16 protein-coding genes and 1 tRNA gene are annotated in these 22,668 nt (G+C 37.4%); 7 read left to right on the forward strand and 10 right to left on the reverse strand.

Annotated features, from left to right (window positions below):
* Window positions 1-77: 77 nt before the first annotated feature.
* The 6 genes from B9T27_RS09360 to B9T27_RS09385 all read right to left on the reverse strand — a co-directional run bounded on the left by B9T27_RS09360 (window position 78) and on the right by B9T27_RS09385 (window position 9,373).
* Window positions 78-5,150: a SwmB domain-containing protein gene (locus B9T27_RS09360; protein ID WP_086206556.1), complete on the reverse strand. Its 5,073-nt coding sequence runs from the start codon at window positions 5,148-5,150 to the stop codon at window positions 78-80.
* Window positions 5,151-5,965: 815 nt separating this feature from the next.
* On the reverse strand, window positions 5,966-6,712 hold the full coding sequence (gene lptB, locus B9T27_RS09365; RefSeq protein WP_086206557.1) for an LPS export ABC transporter ATP-binding protein: 747 nt from the start codon (window positions 6,710-6,712) through the stop codon (window positions 5,966-5,968).
* The gene (lptA, locus tag B9T27_RS09370; RefSeq protein ID WP_086206558.1) at window positions 6,712-7,278 is read right to left on the reverse strand and encodes a lipopolysaccharide transport periplasmic protein LptA; all 567 of its coding nucleotides are present in this window, start codon (window positions 7,276-7,278) and stop codon (window positions 6,712-6,714) included. The genes lptB and lptA overlap by 1 nt, the downstream gene beginning before the upstream one ends.
* Complete coding sequence (lptC, locus tag B9T27_RS09375) at window positions 7,265-7,810, reverse strand: LPS export ABC transporter periplasmic protein LptC (protein WP_086206559.1); 546 nt, start codon at window positions 7,808-7,810, stop codon at window positions 7,265-7,267. The genes lptA and lptC overlap by 14 nt, the downstream gene beginning before the upstream one ends.
* Window positions 7,811-7,852: 42 nt before the next feature.
* On the reverse strand, window positions 7,853-8,392 hold the full coding sequence (locus B9T27_RS09380) for a KdsC family phosphatase (protein ID WP_086206560.1): 540 nt from the start codon (window positions 8,390-8,392) through the stop codon (window positions 7,853-7,855).
* Between the two features lie 3 nt (window positions 8,393-8,395).
* Window positions 8,396-9,373 (reverse strand): KpsF/GutQ family sugar-phosphate isomerase, encoded by a 978-nt coding sequence (locus B9T27_RS09385; RefSeq protein WP_086206561.1) that lies wholly within the window; start codon window positions 9,371-9,373, stop codon window positions 8,396-8,398.
* A 446-nt stretch (window positions 9,374-9,819) separates the two neighbouring features.
* On the opposite strand from B9T27_RS09385, the gene cysS reads away from it, so the two are divergent.
* Window positions 9,820-11,241, forward strand: a complete 1,422-nt coding sequence (gene cysS, locus B9T27_RS09390) for a cysteine--tRNA ligase (RefSeq protein ID WP_086206597.1) — start codon at window positions 9,820-9,822, stop codon at window positions 11,239-11,241.
* 64 nt (window positions 11,242-11,305) lie between these two features.
* A tRNA-Gly gene (locus tag B9T27_RS09395) sits at window positions 11,306-11,381 on the forward strand.
* Window positions 11,382-11,652: 271 nt separating this feature from the next.
* Here the strand turns inward: B9T27_RS09395 and B9T27_RS09400 are convergent.
* Window positions 11,653-12,633, reverse strand: coding sequence for an AraC family transcriptional regulator (locus tag B9T27_RS09400; RefSeq protein ID WP_171263373.1), 981 nt, complete (start codon window positions 12,631-12,633; stop codon window positions 11,653-11,655).
* Between the two features lie 262 nt (window positions 12,634-12,895).
* On the opposite strand from B9T27_RS09400, the gene antA reads away from it, so the two are divergent.
* The 3 genes from antA to B9T27_RS09415 all read left to right on the forward strand — a co-directional run bounded on the left by antA (window position 12,896) and on the right by B9T27_RS09415 (window position 16,292).
* Window positions 12,896-14,269, forward strand: coding sequence for an anthranilate 1,2-dioxygenase large subunit (antA, locus tag B9T27_RS09405; RefSeq protein ID WP_228146196.1), 1,374 nt, complete (start codon window positions 12,896-12,898; stop codon window positions 14,267-14,269).
* A 3-nt stretch (window positions 14,270-14,272) separates the two neighbouring features.
* Window positions 14,273-14,770: an aromatic-ring-hydroxylating dioxygenase subunit beta gene (locus tag B9T27_RS09410; RefSeq protein WP_086206564.1), complete on the forward strand. Its 498-nt coding sequence runs from the start codon at window positions 14,273-14,275 to the stop codon at window positions 14,768-14,770.
* 139 nt (window positions 14,771-14,909) lie between these two features.
* Window positions 14,910-16,292 carry an MFS transporter gene (locus tag B9T27_RS09415; RefSeq protein ID WP_086206565.1) on the forward strand — a complete coding sequence of 461 codons (1,383 nt, stop codon included), beginning with the start codon at window positions 14,910-14,912 and terminating at the stop codon, window positions 16,290-16,292.
* Between the two features lie 701 nt (window positions 16,293-16,993).
* On the opposite strand, the gene B9T27_RS09420 is transcribed toward B9T27_RS09415, so the two are convergent.
* From B9T27_RS09420 to B9T27_RS09430, 3 genes are all read right to left on the reverse strand, one after another.
* Window positions 16,994-18,289 carry a DcaP family trimeric outer membrane transporter gene (locus B9T27_RS09420; protein WP_086206566.1) on the reverse strand — a complete coding sequence of 432 codons (1,296 nt, stop codon included), beginning with the start codon at window positions 18,287-18,289 and terminating at the stop codon, window positions 16,994-16,996.
* Between the two features lie 93 nt (window positions 18,290-18,382).
* On the reverse strand, window positions 18,383-19,762 hold the full coding sequence (locus B9T27_RS09425) for an MFS transporter (protein WP_086206567.1): 1,380 nt from the start codon (window positions 19,760-19,762) through the stop codon (window positions 18,383-18,385).
* 404 nt (window positions 19,763-20,166) lie between these two features.
* Window positions 20,167-21,081 carry a LysR family transcriptional regulator gene (locus B9T27_RS09430; RefSeq protein ID WP_086206598.1) on the reverse strand — a complete coding sequence of 305 codons (915 nt, stop codon included), beginning with the start codon at window positions 21,079-21,081 and terminating at the stop codon, window positions 20,167-20,169.
* Between the two features lie 114 nt (window positions 21,082-21,195).
* On the opposite strand from B9T27_RS09430, the gene B9T27_RS09435 reads away from it, so the two are divergent.
* Both B9T27_RS09435 and catC read left to right on the forward strand, forming a co-directional pair.
* A complete protein-coding gene (locus B9T27_RS09435) occupies window positions 21,196-22,305 on the forward strand; it encodes a muconate/chloromuconate family cycloisomerase (protein WP_086206568.1) in 1,110 nt (369 codons plus the stop codon).
* A gap of 25 nt (window positions 22,306-22,330) precedes the next feature.
* Entirely contained in the window at window positions 22,331-22,621 is a 291-nt protein-coding gene (catC, locus tag B9T27_RS09440; protein ID WP_086206569.1) for a muconolactone Delta-isomerase, read from the forward strand.
* Window positions 22,622-22,668 lie beyond the last annotated feature (47 nt).

A 22,668-nucleotide genomic window follows, 5' to 3' on the forward strand; every position in this document is an offset into this window, starting at 1 on the left:
GTATAGCTCGAATTTAATTTTATTAAGTGAATAAAAAACCCCAAGTAAACTTGGGGTTTTTTATTCGAATTAACCTATTAATAAAGCAGTTGATGATTTTGAATTAAATCATCTAGTGTAAAACTGGTATTTTGATTGGTTAATATTAACAATGGACTAGAATTAAATACGGTCTTTTCTCCATCGAAATCAAGACTTACAATGGCAACTTTACTAGTTGAATCATAGTGTACTGAAACAAATTCACCAATATTGGTTGCTGTTACATTTTTTCCAAGAAGCAAAGCTGAAATATCAATTTTATCTGCTTCTGTATCCGTTAAAGTATTTCCCACATGGAAGTCATCCCATGTGTCCATACCATTTCCACCCGTTTTATTCGCATTATCAAGTAATTTATAAATTGCCGTATCAGAACCTGCACCTCCACTTAAGAAGTCATTTCCACCACCACCAGTCAACGTATCGTTACCCTTTCCACCACGGAGGATATCATTACCTTTCCCTCCATGTAGTGCATCATTACCATCAAAACCATACAAACGTTGGTTGGTTGTTGCTGATGAAAAATCTAGGTTATTCGCTGTAGCATCACCATAATGAATATAAGCACTACCTCCATCCAGTAAACCAGGTATAACACCTAAATTTAGTAAATGCCCTTTATCCGCAGTTGTGGTCAAGCCATTTGAATCTGTCGCAGAGACCTCCATAATACCTAGTAAAGAAACATCCAGTATTGCACCTAAACCTTTAGCACCAAGCTTTACTGATGCCAAAAACTCATTCACAACTAAGTTATCAATGGCTCCACCATTAATAGATTCAATAATCAATGTCGAACTAGCACCAATTAGACCTACAACACCTGAGTTATCTCCACTACCTGCACCAATTTTTAAACCAAGCTCAGCTAGTAATGCTGCATTATAGGTATAAGTTGGTAGCGTTAACACACCAATACCAGCATTTGCATATAATTTCACAGATTGAATATTATTATTGGCATCTACCGCTAGTAGTGGTTGTTGATCTAACACAATCAAGCCCGCAACATCTGCGCCAATTAAACCTAATAAGCTAGCATCTTTAATTGCTACTACAGGTGCTACATTGCCGGTTACAGTCGGCTGAATTGTTAAATCAAACTCTGCAGATAAAGGACTTATAAGCCCTGCTGCATCTGTTGCTTTAGCTGTGAATGCGTGCTTACCATTACTTAATGCAGAATTTACCTGATATGACCATGAACCAAATGCATCAGCCACTACTGTTGCTATCGGAACTGCCCCTGGTAGTGCACCATTATCTAGGTAAATAGAAATAGTACTTCCTGCCTCAGCCGATCCATATAATTTAGGAGTAGCATCATCAGTTGTATTTCCTAATGTTATTAATCCTTTGACAGGACCCACATCATCATAACCAAAGTCAATCGTAGGTGCTAAAGGCGGTGTTATATCTGGTACAACGGAACCATTGCTGGCTAAAACATTCGTCACATTTCCAGCATCATTACCTGCAATATCTTGAATTGCATTAACATCATTTCCTACAGATGGATCTGTATAATTCACTCTAACATGCTGTCCTGCGCGGACTTCATCACTAAAATATAAAATTACAGTATTGCCAACGATATCTATTGAAGTTGGAACTACTGTATTTCCATTTACAGTAATCTTAAATGCGCTAGCTAATGGTTGATTCATTGCATCTAACGTTTCATTATAGGTTAGAGTAAGTTTTGTACCCGCCTGATTAATTGTAGCACTTTGGAAAACAGGTGCAGTAACATCTGGATTGACTTGAGCTGAGCCATTCCCCGCCAAGACATCTGTGACGGTCGCTGCATCATTACCCGCGATGTCTTGAATCGCATTGACATCATTGCCCGCAGTCGGATCGGTATAGCTTACTTTAACGTTCTGACCTGCATAGATCGGATTGGCAAAGCCCAGTACCACTGTATTTCCAACAATCTCTATCGAAGTTGGCACCACAGTGACACCACCTACCGTCACTTTAAAGGCACTGGCCAATGGTTTATCTAATCCATCCAATATTTCGTTATACGCTAGGATCAGTTTGGTACCCGCAGCATCGACCAACGCACTTTGGAAAATAGGTGCAGTAACATCTGGATTGACTTGAGCTGAGCCATTCCCCGCCAACACATCTGTGATGGTCGCTGCATCATTGCCCGCGATGTCTTGAATCGCATTGACATCATTGCCCGCAGTCGGATCGGTATAGCTTACTTTAACGTTCTGACCTGCATAGATCGGATTGGCAAAGCCCAGTACCACTGTATTTCCAACAATATCTATCGTGGTTGGTGTAACTGTTACGCCACCCACTGTAATCGTAAAGGAACTTGCAAGTGGCTTATTAGCCCCATCTAAAGATTCATTATAAGTTAGGGTGAGTTTAGTACCTGTCTCATCAACTACCACGCTTTGGAACACTGGTGCTGTGCTATCTACAGTTGAGTTATTGTTCGCTGGAGGCAAGGTTGTGACTGGAATACTAACAGCATCATTACCCACCACATCTTGAATTGCATTCGCATCATTGCCCGTAGTTGGATCTGTGTACGCAAAGGTAACGCTTTGACCTACTCCGATTGCAGGTACAAAACTCAAGATCACATCTGAACCCGATATCGTCACAGAACTCGGTATGACTGTTTGACCATTCACTGTAATCGCAAAAGCATTTGCATCGGGTTTATTGATCCCATCCAAAGCCTCACTATAATGCAACATTAATTGACCCGCAGTATTCACTTCTGCACTTTGGAATACTGGTGCCGTAACATCTGGACTAATCTGTGTAGAGCCATTCCCCGCCAAGACATCTGTGACGGTCGCTGCATCATTACCCGCGATGTCTTGAATCGCATTAATATCATTGCCCGTAGTCGGATCGGTATAGCTTACTTTAACGTTCTGACCTGCATAGATCGGATCGGCAAAGCCCAGTACCACTGTATTTCCAATAATATCTATCGTGGTTGGTGTAACTGTTACGCCACCCACTGTAATCGTAAAGGAACTTGCAAGTGGCTTATTAGCCCCATCTAAAGATTCATTATAAGTTAGGGTAAGTTTAGTACCTGTCTCATCAACTACCGCACTTTGGAATACTGGTGCTGTGCTATCGACAGTTGAATTATTGTTCGCTGGAGGCAAGGCTGTGACTGGAATACTAACAGCATCATTACCCACCACATCTTGAATTGCATTCGCATCATTGCCCGTAGTTGGATCTGTGTACGCAAAGGTAACGCTTTGACCCACTCCAATTGCAGGTACAAAACTCAAGATCACATCTGAACCCGATATTGTCACAGAACTCGGTACGACTATTTGACCATTCACTGTAATCGCAAAAGCATTTGCATCGGGTTTATTGATCCCATCCAAAGCCTCACTATAATGCAGCATTAATTGACCCGCAGTATTCACTTCTGCACTTTGGAACACTGGTGCTGTAACATCTGGGATTATCTGCGTAGATCCATTACTTGCTACAAATTCTGCTAAATTAAGTGCATCATTGCCTGCTGCATTTTGAATTGCATTCGCATCATTATCCGTAGTTGGATCTGCATAGGCCACCCTAACCTGCTGACCTATATAGATTGGATCGGCAAAACCCAGTACAACTGTGTTTCCAATAATATCAATTGTTGTAACAGTTATACTTACTCCACCAATTGTAATCGTAAAAGCCCCTGATAAAGGCTTATTAGTACTATCTAATGCTTCACTATAGGTCAGAGTAAGTTTAGTACCCGTCCCATCAACATCCGCACTTATAAAAATCGGGCCAGTACCATCCACTGTAGAGTGATTATTTTCTGAGGGTAACGTTGTTACTGGTAAGCTATCCGAATCATTACCTGCAACATCTTGAATTGCATTCGTATCATTACCTGTTGTTGGATCTGTATAAGCAAATGTAACATCTTGCCCAGTCTCGATTGGCGGTACAAAAGTTAAAATTATATCCTTACCTAATACTGTGACTGAATTCGGTACAACCACTTGTCCATTCACTGTCGTTGTAAAATCACTTGGTTTCGGAGGATGGTTACCATCTAAATTTTGGTCGTAATGCAATACTAATTGCCCATCACTGTTCACCTCTGCACTTTCATAATGTGGTGCAGTTGTATCAGGTGCTGTCGCTATAACATCTGGGGATTTATTACCAGCATTGTCTTCTAGTCCAACTTTTATTTCTTCACCATTGGTTAACGGATTTTTTAACGTAACCGTAAATTTACCATCTGCACCAACTGTCCCTGTACCAATCACATTGCCATTTTCATCTTTGATAAGAACTTTAGTTCCTGCTTCACCTGTACCTGTGACTGCAGTTCCATCTTCACTTACTATAATATTAGATGGTGCCTCTGGCGCAGTTGTATCTGGTGCTGTCGCTATAACATCTGGCGATTTATTACCAGCATTGTCTTCTAGTCCAACTTTTATTTCTTCACCATTGGTTAATGGTTTTTCTAAAGTAACTGTAAACTTTCCATCCGCACCAACTGTCCCTGTACCGATTACGTGACCACTGGCATCTTTTATAAAAACTTTAGTTCCTGCTTCACCTAGACCTGTGACTATTTTCCCATCTTGACTAAATACAATATCCGATGGCGCATTTGGCGCAGTTTTATCACCATTGGAGTTATTATTTCCTGAAGAACCTCCGCCATCTCCACCTCCCGCAGCAGCAGCCAATGCTATAACTCCAGCTCCACCTGCCACCCAAGCCCATACAGGCACATCCCCTGATGCAGAGTTATCAGTAATATATTCCTGAAAATTACTGATACCCATATAATCAATTTTTGTAGCAACCCCCTCGCCATTAAACTCATTTAATTTTAATAAAAAATAATCACCTTGTGAATTTTCAATAACTAATTCATGTGGAAGCTTTCCAGTGAAAAAGTTTTCTAAAACAATTTTTTCACCACTATTCAGCGTAATTTCTAAATTATTATTGAGTCGAATAATTTTAGAGATATTTTCTCTATCAACATTCACTTTATAAACCGCATGAGAATTAGAAGCCGTCTCTGCATTTAAAACTTTTGCAGTACCTTTTTCATAAATAGTTATATTATTCATTTCTTATCCTTTCCGGTTTTTTAATTTATAAATAAAAAGATAAATAAGTGTGAATGTTTTCACAAGTAATCAATTTTTAACGGATAAGCTTGAGTTTTAAGAGCCATTTTTTCGTATAATTAATCTTAACTATTTTAGTTGGTTTTATTTTTTTAAATGCATACTAGTTCTCATTATATTAAAATAACGATTAATCATTTCTATTTAAATTATATGACTATTTTGAATTATTAAGTTTTTATTCATTATCGTTTTTTTCTAATAAGCCAAATATATTTTAATCATTTTTTATAATTTATTTAATTAAACTTCACAAGTTAAATCACAAGAAAAGCATTTTAAATACAAAAATCAAAATTAATTAACTGTAAAACAATAATATATTATTTCTTTATATTTAATTTTGTAAAAATACTTTAAATAAGTATACTCAATATACTTTATATAAACTTAATAATTATTAATAACAACACATTACCAAAACTAGATTTAAGTATCAATTCTGTATGTTTTAAGAAAAAATATGTATACTTATTTTACCAAATGTAATCAATCCCAAGTAAATCAATACGATTTTCTTACAATCTTTAAAACTTTATAGATTTTTTAGACACCCACTAAAATAAATATACCGCATCTAAAATGACAGATTTCTAAACGTTTACGAGCATAAAACAATATAAACAGAGATAAAATCAGCTAAAGGTGATTTAAAGTTAAGCAAAAAAAAGACGCCTTGAGTGTCAAACTGAACCCATAAAAGCGTCTATTTTTTCAAAAGATGACCATCAATCATTGAAAATAATGCTAGCTGATTAAACGGTAAAATCATCACCTAAATAAACTTCACGTACCGTCTCATCCGCCAACACTTCTTCTGGCGTTCCTTCTGCAATTACAGCACCTTCACTCACAATATAGGCATGCTCACAAATAGTTAATGTTTCACGAACATTATGATCGGTAATAAGTACGCCAATTCCACGATCTTTCAATTGAAGAATAATCTCTTTAATATCACCCACGGAGATTGGATCTACCCCAGCAAAGGGTTCATCCAGTAGCATAAACTTAGGGTCCGCAGCCAGAGCACGTGCTATTTCTGCACGACGGCGTTCGCCACCAGAAACGCTCATTCCCAATGAATCTTTAATATGGGAAATTTTAAAATCTTCCAGTAATTCTTTTAAACGTTGTTTACGCTGTTCTTTATTTAAATCTTTACGAGTTTCCAAAATTGCCATGATATTGTCAGCAATGGTTAGCTTTCTAAAAATGGATGCTTCTTGTGGTAAGTATCCAATTCCTTTACGCGCACGCTCATGCATAGCAAGATCAGAAATATCTAAATCATCTAAATGAATTTCGCCTTTATCCATCCGAACCAGACCCACGACCATATAGAAACTGGTGGTTTTACCTGCACCATTTGGACCAAGTAAACCCACTATCTGCCCACTCTGCATAGTAAAAGAAACATCTTTTACCACCCAACGCTTATTATAGTTTTTGGCTAAATGCTTGATACATAAAACTTGTGATTGGTCTGATGCTGATTGCATTAATCACGTGCTCCTGGGAATGTTTTAGTCGTTGAAGGTGGAATAATAATTTGTACTCGACCTTTTGACGACCCACTATCACTTGAGCTACCAGATGCTTCTACATCCCCTTTATTCATGCTGTACTTCAAAGTACTACTGCGAATGCTAGCACCATTTTGATACAGATATGCATTACCAATGAGATTTAGAATACCTGTTTCTGCATTATAGATAATCTTAGAGGCTTCACCTCGAGCTATACCACGACTGCTGTCAACTTGTTGCTGAAACTTTGCTGGGGAACCAGTTGCAGTAATAGTACTAATTTGTTTGTTTTTATTCAGCTGAGCAACAATGGAAGCCGCTTGCAACTTCATCGACCCTTGTTCAATTACAACATTCCCAGAATATGTAGTAACACCCGTTTTATCATTATAGGTTGCATGATCAGCAACCAATGAAATTTGCTGACTCCGATCTGATGGCAATGCAAATGTCATAGTCGAAGCGATACATAAGCCTGTTACAACCATTGCATGCTGAAGGATTTTTTTTGAAAGGGAGAGTGGTTTATTGTGGTGCATACTTTCCTCGAATATGAAAGAATTCGTATTGACCTGCATTTAAATCTGCTTTTAAGCCTTGACTAACAAATTGAGCATTTGGTGTACTTACATTGACTAGCTTATTGGTTTCTAACATATGTAATTTTGGATAACCCGTCAACTCATCTGTTAAAAACACCAATTTACCTTGTTCACCCAATTTAGTGGCCTGAACTTGCCCTGTTAAAACAACTTTTTCATTGTCATTAAAACTACGTGCTTCTTTGGCAAAAAAGGTCGAATCAACTTGATTATTACGATACATTGAAGCATTTAAATGAACAAGTTTCGAGGTTTTTACACGTAAATCTTGTTCCAAATGATCCACTTGAGCAATCACATATAACTGCCCTTTTTCATTAGTTTGAAGCAGATGAATCCCATCAGCGGAATAGGTCATGTTACGTGCAGAATCTGCATCTAACTTTTTACCTTTTCCACTGTAATAGTAATATCCACCGCTAATTGCTGCTATAACAACCGCAGTAATGTATAGAGCTTTAGTATCCATAAATAATGATCAATACACTCAATGCCAAGGCAAGATTAAATATTAATGTGGGACAGCAATAAATTTTTCAAGGAGTTCCTGATATACACCTTTTGACATAAGTAACATATCACAAACTTCACGAACCGCACCACGCCCACCCGCAGCCTGAGTCACCAAGTCGGCACGACGACGTACTTCAACATGGCCATTTGGTACTGTTACTTTCATGCCCGCCAATGCAAAAGCAGATAAATCAGGCCAATCATCACCCATGTATAAGCAATCTTCAGGTACGATATTCAATTGTGCACATGCTTCACGTAATGCAACACCTTTATCTTCACGACCTTGAAAAACCAAGTCTACACCTAAATCAGACATGCGCTTTTCAACAATATTACTTTTACGACCAGTAATGATAATCACTTTGACACCCGCTTGTTGAACAAGCTTCATTCCCAATCCATCACGGATATCAAATGACTTAATTTCATCACCTGTGTTGGTTAAGGTCACAAAACCATCACTTAAAACACCATCTACATCTAAAACCAATGCTTCAATATGACGCGCTTGTTCCAGTAAAACATAAGAAGCCATTGATTAATTTACTCCAGCTTGAATCAGATCATGCATACTAATCACGCCAATCACTTTATTGGCATCATCTACAACAATAAATTGATTAATTTTCTTTTCATTCATTTTTTCAAGTGCTTCGACTGCACGCGCTTGTTGTGAAATAGTCGAGGGGTGTTCAATCATCACTTTTGAAACAGGTAAATTCACATCAAAACCTTGTTGCTTGTCAATTAAACGACGCAGATCACCATCGGTAAAGATGCCCAATAATTTATCATTCTCATCCACAACTGTGGTTAAACCAAGACGCTTATTAGAGATTTCATATAAAACTTTGTTCATTGGTGTATCTGGATGAACTTTCGGCAATTCATCACCGGTATGCATTAAATGCTTAACATGTAAGAGCAAGCGCTTACCTAAAGCCCCTGCAGGGTGTGACATTGCAAAATCATCTGCGGTAAATCCGCGTGCATCTAACAAGGCAACAGCTAAAGCATCACCTAATACTAGAGTTGCTGTAGTACTCGACGTTGGTGCTAAACCCAATGGACAGGCTTCTTGAATATTGCCTAAAGTTAAAGCGACATCTGCACTTTGTGGCATTGGCCCACGATCATCTCCACTAATGGTAATTAAAGGCACTTCTAAATGTTTAATCAGTGGCATTAACATCATAATTTCATCACTCTTACCTGAGTTTGAAATTGCAATGAGTACATCTCCACGAACCAACATGCCTAAATCACCATGCCCTGCCTCACCTGGATGCATAAAGAATGATGGTGTGCCTGTAGATGCAAAAGTTGCCGCCATTTTACGGCCAATATGCCCAGATTTACCCATACCAGTGATAACTAAACGACCTTTGCACTGTAAAATAATTTCACAAGCTTGGCTAAAGCGTTCATCAATTTGTGTGGCTAACACTTGCAATGCTTGCTCTTCAATACGCAATGTTTCTAATGCAACTTTTTGAAAATAAATTTGATTTGGCATATTTTGTGGGTTCAACGTGGGTTTACCTTAACTTTGTGAGAGGATCTCTCTCTGCAAGCAACAAATAATTTTAGCAATTTTATCATATCTATATAAATAGTACGTTTCTAAATGTAGAAGTTTTACCTTGCTCATACCGAATAAACAAGTTCATACCATCTTTTACAATGGATCTGTTTTTAAAGTATTCAAAATCAGTGAAGAGTTTTTTCTTAAAGTATTTTATGCTTTTATTTTTCAAAGACTGTGAATCATTACTTCAAGTTCATATTGAATGAATATTATTTATATTCACCACGGCTATGATCAAGCATTGACTCATATAGTATTCAAACTTTTAAAACCTCTATTCAAAAAACATACTGAGTCATACGGATAAAACTTTATGAAATAAGATGCATACGTTATGATGTTCAATGATTTTTGTTGAGCGTTTGAAAGCCCTTATGCAACCTTTTGTTCTATACAACTCTGAGCAACGTAAAAAAGTTGAATTTGTACCTCGCGTTGAAGGTCATATTGATATGTATGTGTGTGGCATGACGGTATATGATTACTGTCATATTGGACATGCTCGAGTCATGGTTGCATTTGACTATATTATTCGCTTCCTACGTAGTCAGGGTTGGAATGTTAAATATGTTCGTAATATTACCGATATTGACGACAAAATTATCAAACGTGCCAATGAAAATGGTGAAAGCATTACTGCATTAACGGATCGTTTTATTCAAGCGATGAATGATGATGCTACAAACTTAGGCTGTTTAGCACCAGATCAAGCACCACGTGCCACTGACTATATTGACCAAATGCAAAGCATGATTAGTAATTTAGTTCATAAAGGTACGGCATATCCATCAAGTAATGGCGATGTTTATTTTCAAGTTGAAAAATTTGCTAAATATGGTCGTCTATCTGGCCGTAAACTTGAAGATATGCAAGCTGGTGCATCTGACCGCGTCGATGTCGAAGTTGAAAAGAAACATCCATTTGACTTTGTATTGTGGAAACATGCCAAAGAAAATGAACCATCTTGGGCTTCACCGTGGGGCAATGGTCGCCCGGGTTGGCATATTGAATGTTCAGCAATGTCAACATGCTGCTTAGGTAATCATTTTGATATTCACGGTGGTGGTTCAGACCTAATGTTCCCCCATCATGAAAATGAAATTGCACAAAGTGAAGCATCTACAGATGAACAATATGTCAATTATTGGATGCATGTCGGCTTTATTAATGTCGATGGCGAGAAAATGTCGAAGTCTTTAGGCAACTTCTTTACCATTCGTGATGTGATGGACAAGTTCCATCCTGAAGTGATTCGTTACTTTATTGTGTCTTCTCACTACAGAAGCCCTGTAAACTTTTCAGACACAGCTTTAAAAGAAGCCAAAAATACTCTTTCTCGTTTTTATCATTCTTTTAAAGCCTATCAACAAGTCTATGCTGAAAAAATGACAGAGGCTTTAGATGAAACTTTGGTTGAGCGCTTTAATGCCGCCATGCGAGATGATTTTAATACTGCCGAAGCAATTGCTGTATTGTTTGAAATCAATAAAGAACTAAATCGTGCTGTAAAAGATGAAAATCAAGAACAAGCGACTATTTATTATTCCACTTTACGTCACCTCACCAATATTCTTGGATTAGTTCAATCGAATGTGGATGATTTTTTAAAGTCAGACATTGGTCAGGAAGCTTTAGGTTTATCTGAACAGCAAATTGCCGATTTTATTCTGCAGCGTGTAGATGCTAAAAAAGCCAAAAAGTTTGCTCAAGCCGACGAAATTCGTCAATCATTGCTGGATCAAGGTATTGTTTTGGAAGATACCCGTCAAGGTACGATTTGGCGTCGTGCCGATTAATTAAACAATCGAATTTATAGAGCGTTGACAGTTCACTAAAACTCTCTATAATGCACCCCATAAAGCGGGAATAGCTCAGTTGGTAGAGCATAACCTTGCCAAGGTTGGGGTCGAGAGTTCGAGTCTCTTTTCCCGCTCCAAAATACGAAAAAGCCCTTATCATTGATAAGGGCTTTTTTTCTAGAAAATATTTCTGCCTAACTTATTATTTGATCATTGCTTGAAATACAAGCAATAGCGAAAATTTAATGTAGCTATCTCTGTAATATCATTAGTGCATAAAAATTAAAATATATACTTAATTCAAATACCCGTATTAAACTATTTATAAACAACAACCATAGTTTCTAAATAAGCCTAATCAAATACACATTAAAAATAACCTGAAGTACTTATCTGTTTGAAGACTGTTTAATTGATTAACAATCGTTTAATCGTTTGACTTGGTTTTTCATTAAACAATAATTTATAGTCTCGTGAAAAATGTCCAAGATGATTAAAGCCATGCTCTATCGCAATTTCTGCAATATTATTTTGAGGATTATGGATTAATTCATTAAAAACATTCTTTAAGCGGATCTGTTTTAAATATTGAATCGGTGAAATCTGGAAATGTTTATTAAATAAAAGATTCAACTTGGTCGCAGAACTATGCGAAAAATCGCAGATATCTTGCAATCCAATTGGAAGTTTGGAGTTTTGTTGAATAAATTGCAATGCGAACTGTAATTCCCTTGGTAAATTATGACCTGAATTATTTTTGAGCTGTTCACTATAATTATGTGGTTGAATAAAGAGTAATTTCTTAATCAATAGACTTTCCATTTCCTGATAAAAATAGTGTAAATGATTTGCACCAGACAAATTAATATCATCTAAAAAGAAACGAATTTGTTGCCACCATTGTGAAACTTGCACAGTATCTATGTGCATTTTTGGATCAAAAACAATTTCTCGGTTTAAGTCTTGGCCGATTAGACCTTTCAGCACATATTCCAATTTTTCTTTAGGAATAGCGATATGTAATTTTTTACAGTCCCCTGCAATATTCAGTTGCAATTCCTCTTGAGGATTAATAATGAGTCCAATCTGATTATTGGAAATGATATTACTATCAACTAATTGTAATTCTTGCTCACCAGTCAGCGGCAAACTTAAACTATAACAGCGGAGTGTTTTCGCATTCACAATACCGACGTCAGTACCGTATTGGATATAGCCGAAGGAAAGTGCATCACTACTGGTTGATAATCGTGCATATTGATGCTGAAAATTAAGTTTATGCTGACGTGGAACAATCAATTCATGCTTTCCACAAATATTGTTCATCCAATGCTGTGCTTCTGATACAGCAAGCTGTGCTGATATTGATAATCGTTGTTGACTCTGCATGTTTATCATCCTGGCTAACATGGGTTTGACCACATGGTGGCTATATCGCTTCTCTTTTATTTTTATACATTTCAGTCTAACCATATTTCAGAAAACAATAAATATCGAAAAGGTATATCAACATACCCTAACTATTGATTCTCATTTTCCAATTGAGTTAAATTTGGATAAAAATCAAAAGAAAATGGATAGATACCCAAAAGAAATCCGCTTAACTTAAACAAAAGCTTTAAGGAGAGAAAGGATGCAAAACACTCAAGTCATGGATCGCGATTGGAAAACATTCGTGAATGAAAATATTGATTTTCGTGAAAATGAAGGTGTCTTTCGTGTAGGCCGCGAAATTTTTACCGCACCAGAACTGTTCGACTTAGAAATGGAATTTATTTTCGAAAAAACGTGGATCTATGCCTGCCATGAAAGTGAAATCCCGAAAGTAAATGATTTTATGACGGTGCAAATCGGTCGTTATCCGATGATTATTAGCCGTGATAAAGAAAATAACTTACACGCACTCTCCAATAGTTGTTCACATCGCGGTACCACATTGACTCGTATGTACAAAGGTAATCAAGCCAACTTTGTCTGTCCGTTCCATGCTTGGTGTTATAAAAATGACGGTAAGTTATTAAAAGTTAAAGCACCAACGGAATATTGCGAACAGACTTTTGATAAATCTAAGTTAGGCTTAAAAAAAGGCTTAGTGCAAAGTTATCGTGGCTTTGTTTTTGTAAATCTAGACGTGCAATCACAAACAAGTCTAGAAGACTTTTTAGGCGATACCCGTAAATTTTTGGACATGATGATTGCTCAATCGCCAACGGGTGAGTTGGAAATGATTGAAGGCCGTTCCAAATATGAGTTTGATGCCAACTGGAAACTCCAAAATGAAAATGGTTTAGACGGCTACCATGTCAGTACCGTACATTATAATTACGTTGCAACTGTACAGCAGCGTAAAACTATCGAAGCGGAAAAAGGGATTACCTCTAAAACACTGGACTATAGTAAATTAGGTGCTGGTGATACACAGACTGACGATGGCTGGTTCAGCTTTAACCACGGTCATGGGGTCTTATTTAGCGACATGCCTAATCCTGATGTTCGCCCTGGCTACCAAAATGTCATGCCACGCTTGCTGAATGAATATGGTCAAGAAACCGCTGAATGGATGATGCATCGCCTACGTAATTTAAATTTGTATCCAAGCTTATTTTTTATGGATCAAATTAGCTCTCAACTTCGAATTATCCGCCCTGTGGCATGGAACAAAACCGAAATCATTAGCCAATGCCTTGGGGTAAAAAATGAATCTGACGAAGATCGTGAAAATCGTATTCGTCAATTTGAAGATTTCTTCAATGTTTCGGGTCTAGGTACACCCGATGATTTAGTTGAGTTTAAAGAGGCTCAACGGGGATTTGAAGCACGTAATTCTAAATGGAATGATATTTCACGCGGTTATCAGCATTGGAATTATGGTGAAAGTAAAAACAGTAAAATTTTAGGAATTCAACCAGTTATCACTGGGACTGAAATCACCCATGAAGGTTTATATGTCAATCAGCATAGAACATGGCAAAATCTGATGTTAAAAGGTCTAGCTCATCGTAAAATCAATCTAGTAGAGGCATAAATCATGGTAAACAATGCTGAATTACAGTATCAGATTGAACAATTTCTCTATCGCAATGCCAGCCACTGTGATCATAAAAACTGGAAAGACTATCTGAATGACTTTTGCGAAGAGATGACTTTTCATGTGCCACAATGGAAGTCTGAATTTGAATATACCACTAATCCTAAACGCGAAATGTCACTCATTTACTATGCCAACCGTGGCGGTTTAGAAGATCGTATTTTCCGGGTAGAAACTGAAAAATCATCATCGGCGTATCCATTACCCCGAACCCTACACCAGCTGAGTAATATTCGCATTGTCAAAATTGAAAATGATGAAGTTTATATTGAAGCGGGTTGGGATACCTCATATGTCCGTATGGAGGTTGTCAGACGCTTTTTCGGACTCGTAAATTATCGTATTAAAAAACAAGACGAAATATTTAAAATCACGTATAAACAAGTGATTCTGATGAATGATAAAATTAATGCAGTTTTAGATTTCTATCATATCTAAAAATTGCGCATAAATACCGTAAGGTAAGCAGTTAGTGTGAGATCGAGTTTCTGCATGTCCAACTTCGATCTCACACTTTTTTATATCTTGGATAAGTTGTAATTACTCAATAAGAATAGCGATGTTCCAGGAGGGAACTATGCGTGAAATCAATGTAAATCAAATGATTAATGAGTCTAAACTCACCCCATTCCATTGGCGAGTCATTATTCTCAGTACACTTATTATTATTTTTGATGGCTATGATCTTGTTATTTATGGTGTTTCCCTACCCTTACTCATGAAAGAATGGGCTATTGATCCAGTAACAGCTGGCTTTATTGGTAGTGTTGCCTTATTTGGAATGATGTTTGGGGCACTCATTTTCGGGACTATTTCTGACAAGCTTGAACACCTGGGTGTTAGCCGAAAACGCGTCATTGCAACCTGTATTATTTTATTTAGTCTATGTACTGTCCTCTGTGGCTTTGCATCCACACCGACTGAATTCTCAATTTATCGCTTTATTGCAGGGGTTGGGATTGGTGGTGTAATGCCAAATGTCATCGCATTAGTCAGTGAATATGCACCGAAAAAATACAAAAGTTTTTTTGTAACATTGATGTTTAGTGGCTATGCGATTGGTGGTATGGCAGCAGCATTTTTAGGTTCAATTTTAGTTCCAATGTATGGTTGGAAAATTATGTTCCTGATTGCGGGTATTCCATTAATCTTAATCTTACCATTAATGAAAGTGCTCCCTGAATCCATCGATTATTTGGTCCGTCGCAAACAAAACCAGAAAGTTCAAAGCTTTTTGGGGCAAATGGTGCCTGAATATAAATATCAAAGTACTGATGTTTTTGTCTTAGATTCAAGTAATCAAAATGCAGAAAATGCTCCAATTAAAATGATTTTTGCAGATGGTCGCGCATTTAGTACCGTTATGTTCTGGTGTTCTATTTTCATGACCTTAATTATGGTCTATGCGCTAGGAAACTGGTTACCCAAGCTGATGATTGAAGCGGGATATAACCTTTCAAAAAGTTTAATTTTCCTCTTCTCTTTGAATGTGGGTGGAATGGTGGGTTCAATTTTAGGTGGTTACTTAGCTGATCGTTACAACTTAAAATACGTACTGATGGTGATGTTACTAATTGGCGCTGTGTCATTGGCCTTATTATCATTCAAATTCGATAGTACAGTTTTATATTTCCTCATCGCATGTGCAGGTGCGGCATCTATTGGTTCACAAATTATGCTACTGGCCTATATGGCGAAATTTTATCCAGCCAATATTCGTACTACAGGTATCGGTTGGGGCTTAGGCATGGGCCGTATCGGTGCAATTTTAGGGCCAATCTTAACGGGTTGGTTACTTGCGCTTCAACTACCTTATGTCTACAACTTCTTGGCATTAAGCATTCCTGCCGTGTTAGGTATGATTACCGTGTTCCTTATTCGGGATAAACTCATTCATGCAGATGCATCTACAGTATCTGAAAACACAGCAACGCCTCAAATGAGGCAAGCGATAGACTAAAAAAAGACCAGAATTAATATTCTGGTCTTTTTTTTACTTAAATTTTAGAAATATTTTTATATTTATTCAGATTTATCCATCTTTTATAATTAAAGAAGAGCAGTTTTTAAATTTCATTTCTTAATCCAATATCGAGTTATCACTCCATATAATGATACTCAATGATAAGTAGATAACACTGATCTACACTGCGTTGATTTAACTCTTTAGCTTCAATAAAATTCAGTTTATCTTTATATAGCACTCTTTGATGAAATGAACATGATGTATCGGTGAAATGCTGAAGTTAATGCTTAAATCAAACAAATACTCCAAAAAAAAATCGTTAAATACCACCGAACGATTCAAAGACTTAAATAATTAGCACTATAAGTAATTCAAGATATTTCCTATCTAGGTACTGAACGTTTTAATAGTCAGAGCTACTTTTGAGAGTTGTATTTGATCAAATTGATTTAGCGACTCAATAGTATTCTTATCTAGAAAACATAAAGCCATTTTCCGAATTCTAACTACTTTCTTCTTATACAAAAAATAAAAGCCCTTATGCATAATAAGGGCTTTTATAATACCGATGATTCTATCTCAATATTTTACATGTGAGGCAGAGGATCCTTTCTTACGATCCTGCTTTAGAGGATAATCTGCTTCATCTGAAACCTAAATCAGCACATATCTAATTTAGGCTTAAATAATTTGACTTAGAAATTATAAATCGCAACTGCACTTACACGATTATCTTCACCAGTTTTACTACCGTTTGGCGCAGCGACAAAAGTTTCACGCTCACCATAAACATACTCTAAGCCTAAGCTAATAGGTTTCGTTGGGCTATAAAATAAATTACCCCACGCTTGCCATAAATTTTTATTCGCTTTGTCTTTAAGAGTATCAATATATCTTTGGTTATCATCGGCTTTCATATAACCATAGCCCAATGTTCCACGCCATTGTGTATTAAACTGTTGCGTGATTCCGACCGTAATTGAGTCAAACTTATTGGTTCCAACAATATTTTTATTCGCATCAACAGCAAAACCTGGATTCGTCCATGCCACAAAACTGGAATCCCCTTTTACATGATAATAATCTGCTTTTAGAGTCGTTTTTGGTGTCAAATCATATTTTGCACCTAAACCTACCCCCCATGCAGTTTCTTTATCTTCCGTGGTTTTCTTTTCATTCACCATCGTACGTAAACTGAATGTACCAGCATCTGCAAATTTATGATTTAAACGTGCAGATAAAGCAGGTAAACGCATATTAGAACTGGCATCTTTCGGATCTTCCAAGGCCATCACTAAATTAGTCTTTGCATTAAATTTAGTGGTATAACGAACCTGAGGATTTCGCTTCACCGAACCACCGACATACCCTAACGCATCAATGGTTTCAGGCATATAATCTGGTACTGCAAAGTTTGACCAAGTTTGACCAATGAGCCAATCACCATAGGTTAAGTATGCATGACGGATTCTTAAAGCATCATTAGCACCTAAAAAATCAACTTCTAGTTTTCCAGCAACATCGCCCGCTTGTGTTGCTGTTTTAAAATCTAAACCTAAACGTGTTGCGGCCAATGTACTTTTTAAGCGATCGTTGCTGTCTTTACTACCACCTAAAGGTACGGTATTAATTTGATTATATAAACGAGCATCACTACCGCCTTTCGCTTGATAAGATGCATCTGCACGAACATTACCGTATATGGATAATTCAGCTCCACCTTTAGTGAACGCTAAGCCCTTTTTCTCGCTATCTGACTGGCGTTCTTGTGCAACGATCTGGGTCTGAACTTGAGTTTGAGCGACTTGTAACTCAACAGTTTGTTTTTGCTGTTGTTGGTTATATTGTTCTAATAGGCTTTTTAGTTCCTGCACTTCCTGACGTAATTGTGCTACTTCATTACTCGATTGTGCTTGTGCAAGGCTTGCCATCGATAAACCAACAGCAATGACTAAAGTTTTCACTTTTAAAGTTGTAATTTGAGTATTCATCCTGACCTCAATTAAGTTATATCAAATTGTCCATTTGCATGATTTTTTAATAATACAAAGTGGCTTGACCTCACGACCAAACCACCATTTAAATTAATTTGTTAAATTATTGAGCATATTGTTTTTTTCAGCTTGAGTCTGCTCTTTAACTGCATTCACACCATCAACAGATGCCTTAAGGCTGACCATGTAAATTGCAAATGCTGCAATAATTCCAGGAATTGCAATCACGAGGAAGTTCATTTGATGCGGTAAATGGAAAGTCAATAATGCCCCAGTTAATACTGGGCCAACAATTGCTCCGATACGACCAATTCCAGATGCCCACCCCATACCAGTAGAACGTACCGCCGTTGGATAGAACTGTGCAACAAAGGTATATAGCAAAATTTGTGAACCAATCGTTGCTGCACCAGCAATCGCAATTAACGTATAAAGTACGACTTGCGGGCTATTAAATCCAAGTAGAATTAAAGCAATCGCACCTACAGCAAACATAGTCGTTAACACGGGTTTCAAATGGAAACGATCAGATAGAACACCACCACCAATTGCGCCCACCATACCACCAATGTTCAGTGCAAATAAGAACAACATACTTGCACCTAATGAATAACCAGCTTGGATCATCAATTTTGGTAACCAGCTACCCAATGCATAAACCATCAACAAACACATAAAGAAGGCCACCCAAAACATCATGGTACTTAAAGTACGGCCTTGTTGAAATAGCGCACGTAATGGTGCTTCATCACCAACAGTCACTTCATTCAATATAAATGTAGTTTGTGAATCAATTTTTTGCTCAGGCGCAATTTTTTGTACAATTTTACGAACTTGTTCAGTTTCACCCTTTTTGGTTAAAAACATTAACGATTCAGGTAAAAATTTCCAAATCAAAGGCAGTGCAATAAATGGAATACATGCAATGTAGAACATGATTTTCCAGCCATGATCAACAACTAACCACGCACCTAAGAGTGCCGAAGTCATACCACCAATTGCATAACCACTAAACATCAATGCCACTAAAGTGCTGCGAATACGTTTTGGTGCATATTCAGTCATAAGTGCAACCACGTTTGGCATCACCCCACCGATACCTAAACCAGCTAAAAAGCGCAAAATACCAAACTCTACTGGTGTTGTTGCAAATCCACCGCAGAATGTAAAACCACTAAAAATGGCCACACAAATCATAATGGTTTTTTTACGGCCAATTTTATCGGATAAAGTACCGAAACTCATCGCGCCGAACATCATACCGAACAGCGCGGTACTTGCCAGTAAACCGGCTTGAACTGCCGATAATCCCCACTCTTGCATTAAAAGGGGTAAAGCCACACCATAAATAACAAGATCATAACCATCAAAAATAATAATTAACAAACACCAAATTAAAACTCCCCAATGGAAAGTCTTGAATTTGGCATTGTCTACCACTGTATTAATATTGAGTTTATTGCTGTCCATGCTAAAGCCTCCTGCTTCTGAAGCATTCCTAAAATATGCAGCCACAATGCAGCATTGACTTAGCAATGTCCAAAACCGATTACATCTATATTTATACCTATAAGGTTTTTTAGTTTTTTTAAGTGAGGTTGCAGAAAAAAGTAATTAAAACATGACTTTTCACGTATTTTAAGAATTATAGTTATACCCTAATCGACTCAATCGAATCATTAAAAATAGGTGATCAACATGTAAAAATAAGGCGATTTAAATCGTATCTCTGCTTTAAATATTATGACCAAGTTGAAATGATCATTTTCACTGACACACCTCAACCCTTAAAATTAAATGAATATTATAATAATGAATAATCTGACACACGATCCAACCATAGACTTAAGTCTAAATTCAACCAAGCATTTAGCTTAAAACATTGCTCGATCATATTTGATTGCTTCTAAATCATAGACCTGATAAACACAGTCAAATAAAGAGCGAATATCATCACCTTCATCCATATTCCGAATGGTCATAAATATAGGACTGACTGCACACTCATCCAATAAAGGGATGTAGTTTAAATGTGCTAACTGAATAGAACGGGCACTTTCAGGCACAATACAGATCCCCTCACCTGCGGCAACGAAGCCCAAAGCCAACTGTATTTCACGGACTATACGTATATTTTGTGGGTCTAGATTAGATTCAGAAAACAAACCTTGTATTTGTGTCGCAAAACTAGGTTGAATATGATTTGGATATAAAATTACACTTTCATCCACAATATCAGAAAGGTATACACCATCTTTATTGGCTAATAATGGATGACTCGCATGTAAAGCAACCATGAGTGGTTCTTCACGTAATAAAACGCGTCTTACTGCTGGATCAGAAATACGCAGTCTACCGAAGCCAACATCTATGCGCCCTTCCTTTAATGCTTTAATCTGTTGCAGAGTGCTCATTTCCACCAGCTCAATTTTTAAATGGGGCTGTTGCTGTCTATATAAATAAACAATTTTTGATAATAAACCATACAATAAAGAGCCGACGAAGCCCATCGTGATTGTTCTTTCAACCATGCCAATTCGCTTAGTCATGGATTTAATTTCTTCTGCATTAGACAAAAGTTTAACAGCGTGCAAATAAAAAAATTGACCCGCTTCTGTGGTCTTCAGTGGCCGACTTCCTCGCTCAAAAAGCTGGATCCCGAGCTCTGCCTCCAAATTTTGAATTTGCCGACTTAAAGGTGGTTGTGCAATAAATAATTTTTCTGCGGCCTTAGTAAAACTTTGCTCTTCCACCACAGCAACAAAATAGCGTAGATGTCTAAGTTCCATGGTCTGTATACCTTTTAAATATATTAAAATGCAAATTTGATCTTCGACAGTCAATATCCATTCCTTTAAGGTATACCATAAGAACAGCACAAAGCAAGATTGCAAAGAGTAATGATGTATAAATCAATAGAAACATTGCTGGTAGAAATTCCAACAATCCGTCCGCATAAGATGGCTGTTGCAACCATGCAGACTCAAACATTGGTGCTGATTAAAATCACAACTGAAGATGGTTTCATCGGTTGGGGCGAAGCAACCACCATTGGTGGTTTAGGCTATGGTGAAGAAAGCCCTGAAAGCGTCAAAACCAATATCGAAACTTATTTCGCACCCTTATTAAAATCACTGAAAGGCTTAAATGTTGCACAGACCTTTCAAGTCATTAAAAAGAATATTAATGGCAATCGCTTTGCTAAATGTGCCATTCAAACTGCTTTATTAGATATTCAAACACAACGTTTAAGCTTACCGCTCAGTGAAGTACTGGGTGGCCGTATTCGCAATAGTGTACCGGTACTCTGGGTGCTAGCCTCTGGCGATACGACTAAAGATATTGCTGAAGCAGAGCAAATGATTGCAGCAAAACGTCATAATATTTTTAAGCTCAAGATTGGTTCACGTGCTGTGCAAGCAGATGTCGAGCATGTGCTTGCAATTAAAAAAGCATTGGGTGCTGATGTTTCAATTCGTGTCGATGTCAATCGTGCTTGGTCTGAATTGGAAGCCATTAAAGGCATTCAAGCTTTACAAGATGGTGGTGTCGATTTAATTGAGCAGCCATGTGCGATTGAAAATATTGATGCCATGCAACGTTTAACTCAACGGTTTGATATTGCGATTATGGCAGATGAATCTTTGATGGGTCCCGATAGTGCTTACCGCCTAGCCAAACGCAATGCTGCATCGGTTTTTGCCGTTAAGGTTGCTCAATCTGGTGGCCTGATTGAGGCTTGCGAAGTCGGTAAAATTGCCAAATTGGCGGGGATTGATTTGTATGGTGGCACCATGCTGGAAGGTCCAATCGGAACCATCGCATCTGCACAAGTATTCTCAACTTTTCACAATTTAGCATATGGCACTGAACTGTTTGGTCCATTATTACTTACTCAAGATATTCTAAAAACTCCACTGCAATATCAGAACTTTGAACTGGTTCTTCCAACGGCACCAGGTTTAGGCATTGAGCTGGATTTAGACAAAATTGAAAACTTACGTCGTCATTAAAAATTGATTTTAACAGGAGCTGAATATGCTTTTCCAAGTACGTATGGATGTAAACATCCCTCGTGATATGCCAGCTGAACAAGCCAATGAAATTAAAGCGGTTGAAAAGGCATATTCACAAGACTTACAACGTCAGGGTAAATGGCGTCATATTTGGCGCATTACTGGTCAATATTCCAATACCAGTATTTTTGATGTGGATAGTAATGAAGAGTTACACACGATTTTGCAAGGTTTACCGCTCTATCCGTATATGAATATTGAAGTGATAGCATTAAATCGTCACCCTTCCTCTATTCGTGATAATGATTACTGATTGACTGTGTAAAAGATGCGTTAAGACTAAGCATCGGGAAGAAAATG

It is taken from the genome of Acinetobacter sp. ANC 4648 (genome assembly GCF_002135345.1).
In the GTDB taxonomy this organism is placed as follows: Bacteria; Pseudomonadota; Gammaproteobacteria; order Pseudomonadales; family Moraxellaceae; genus Acinetobacter.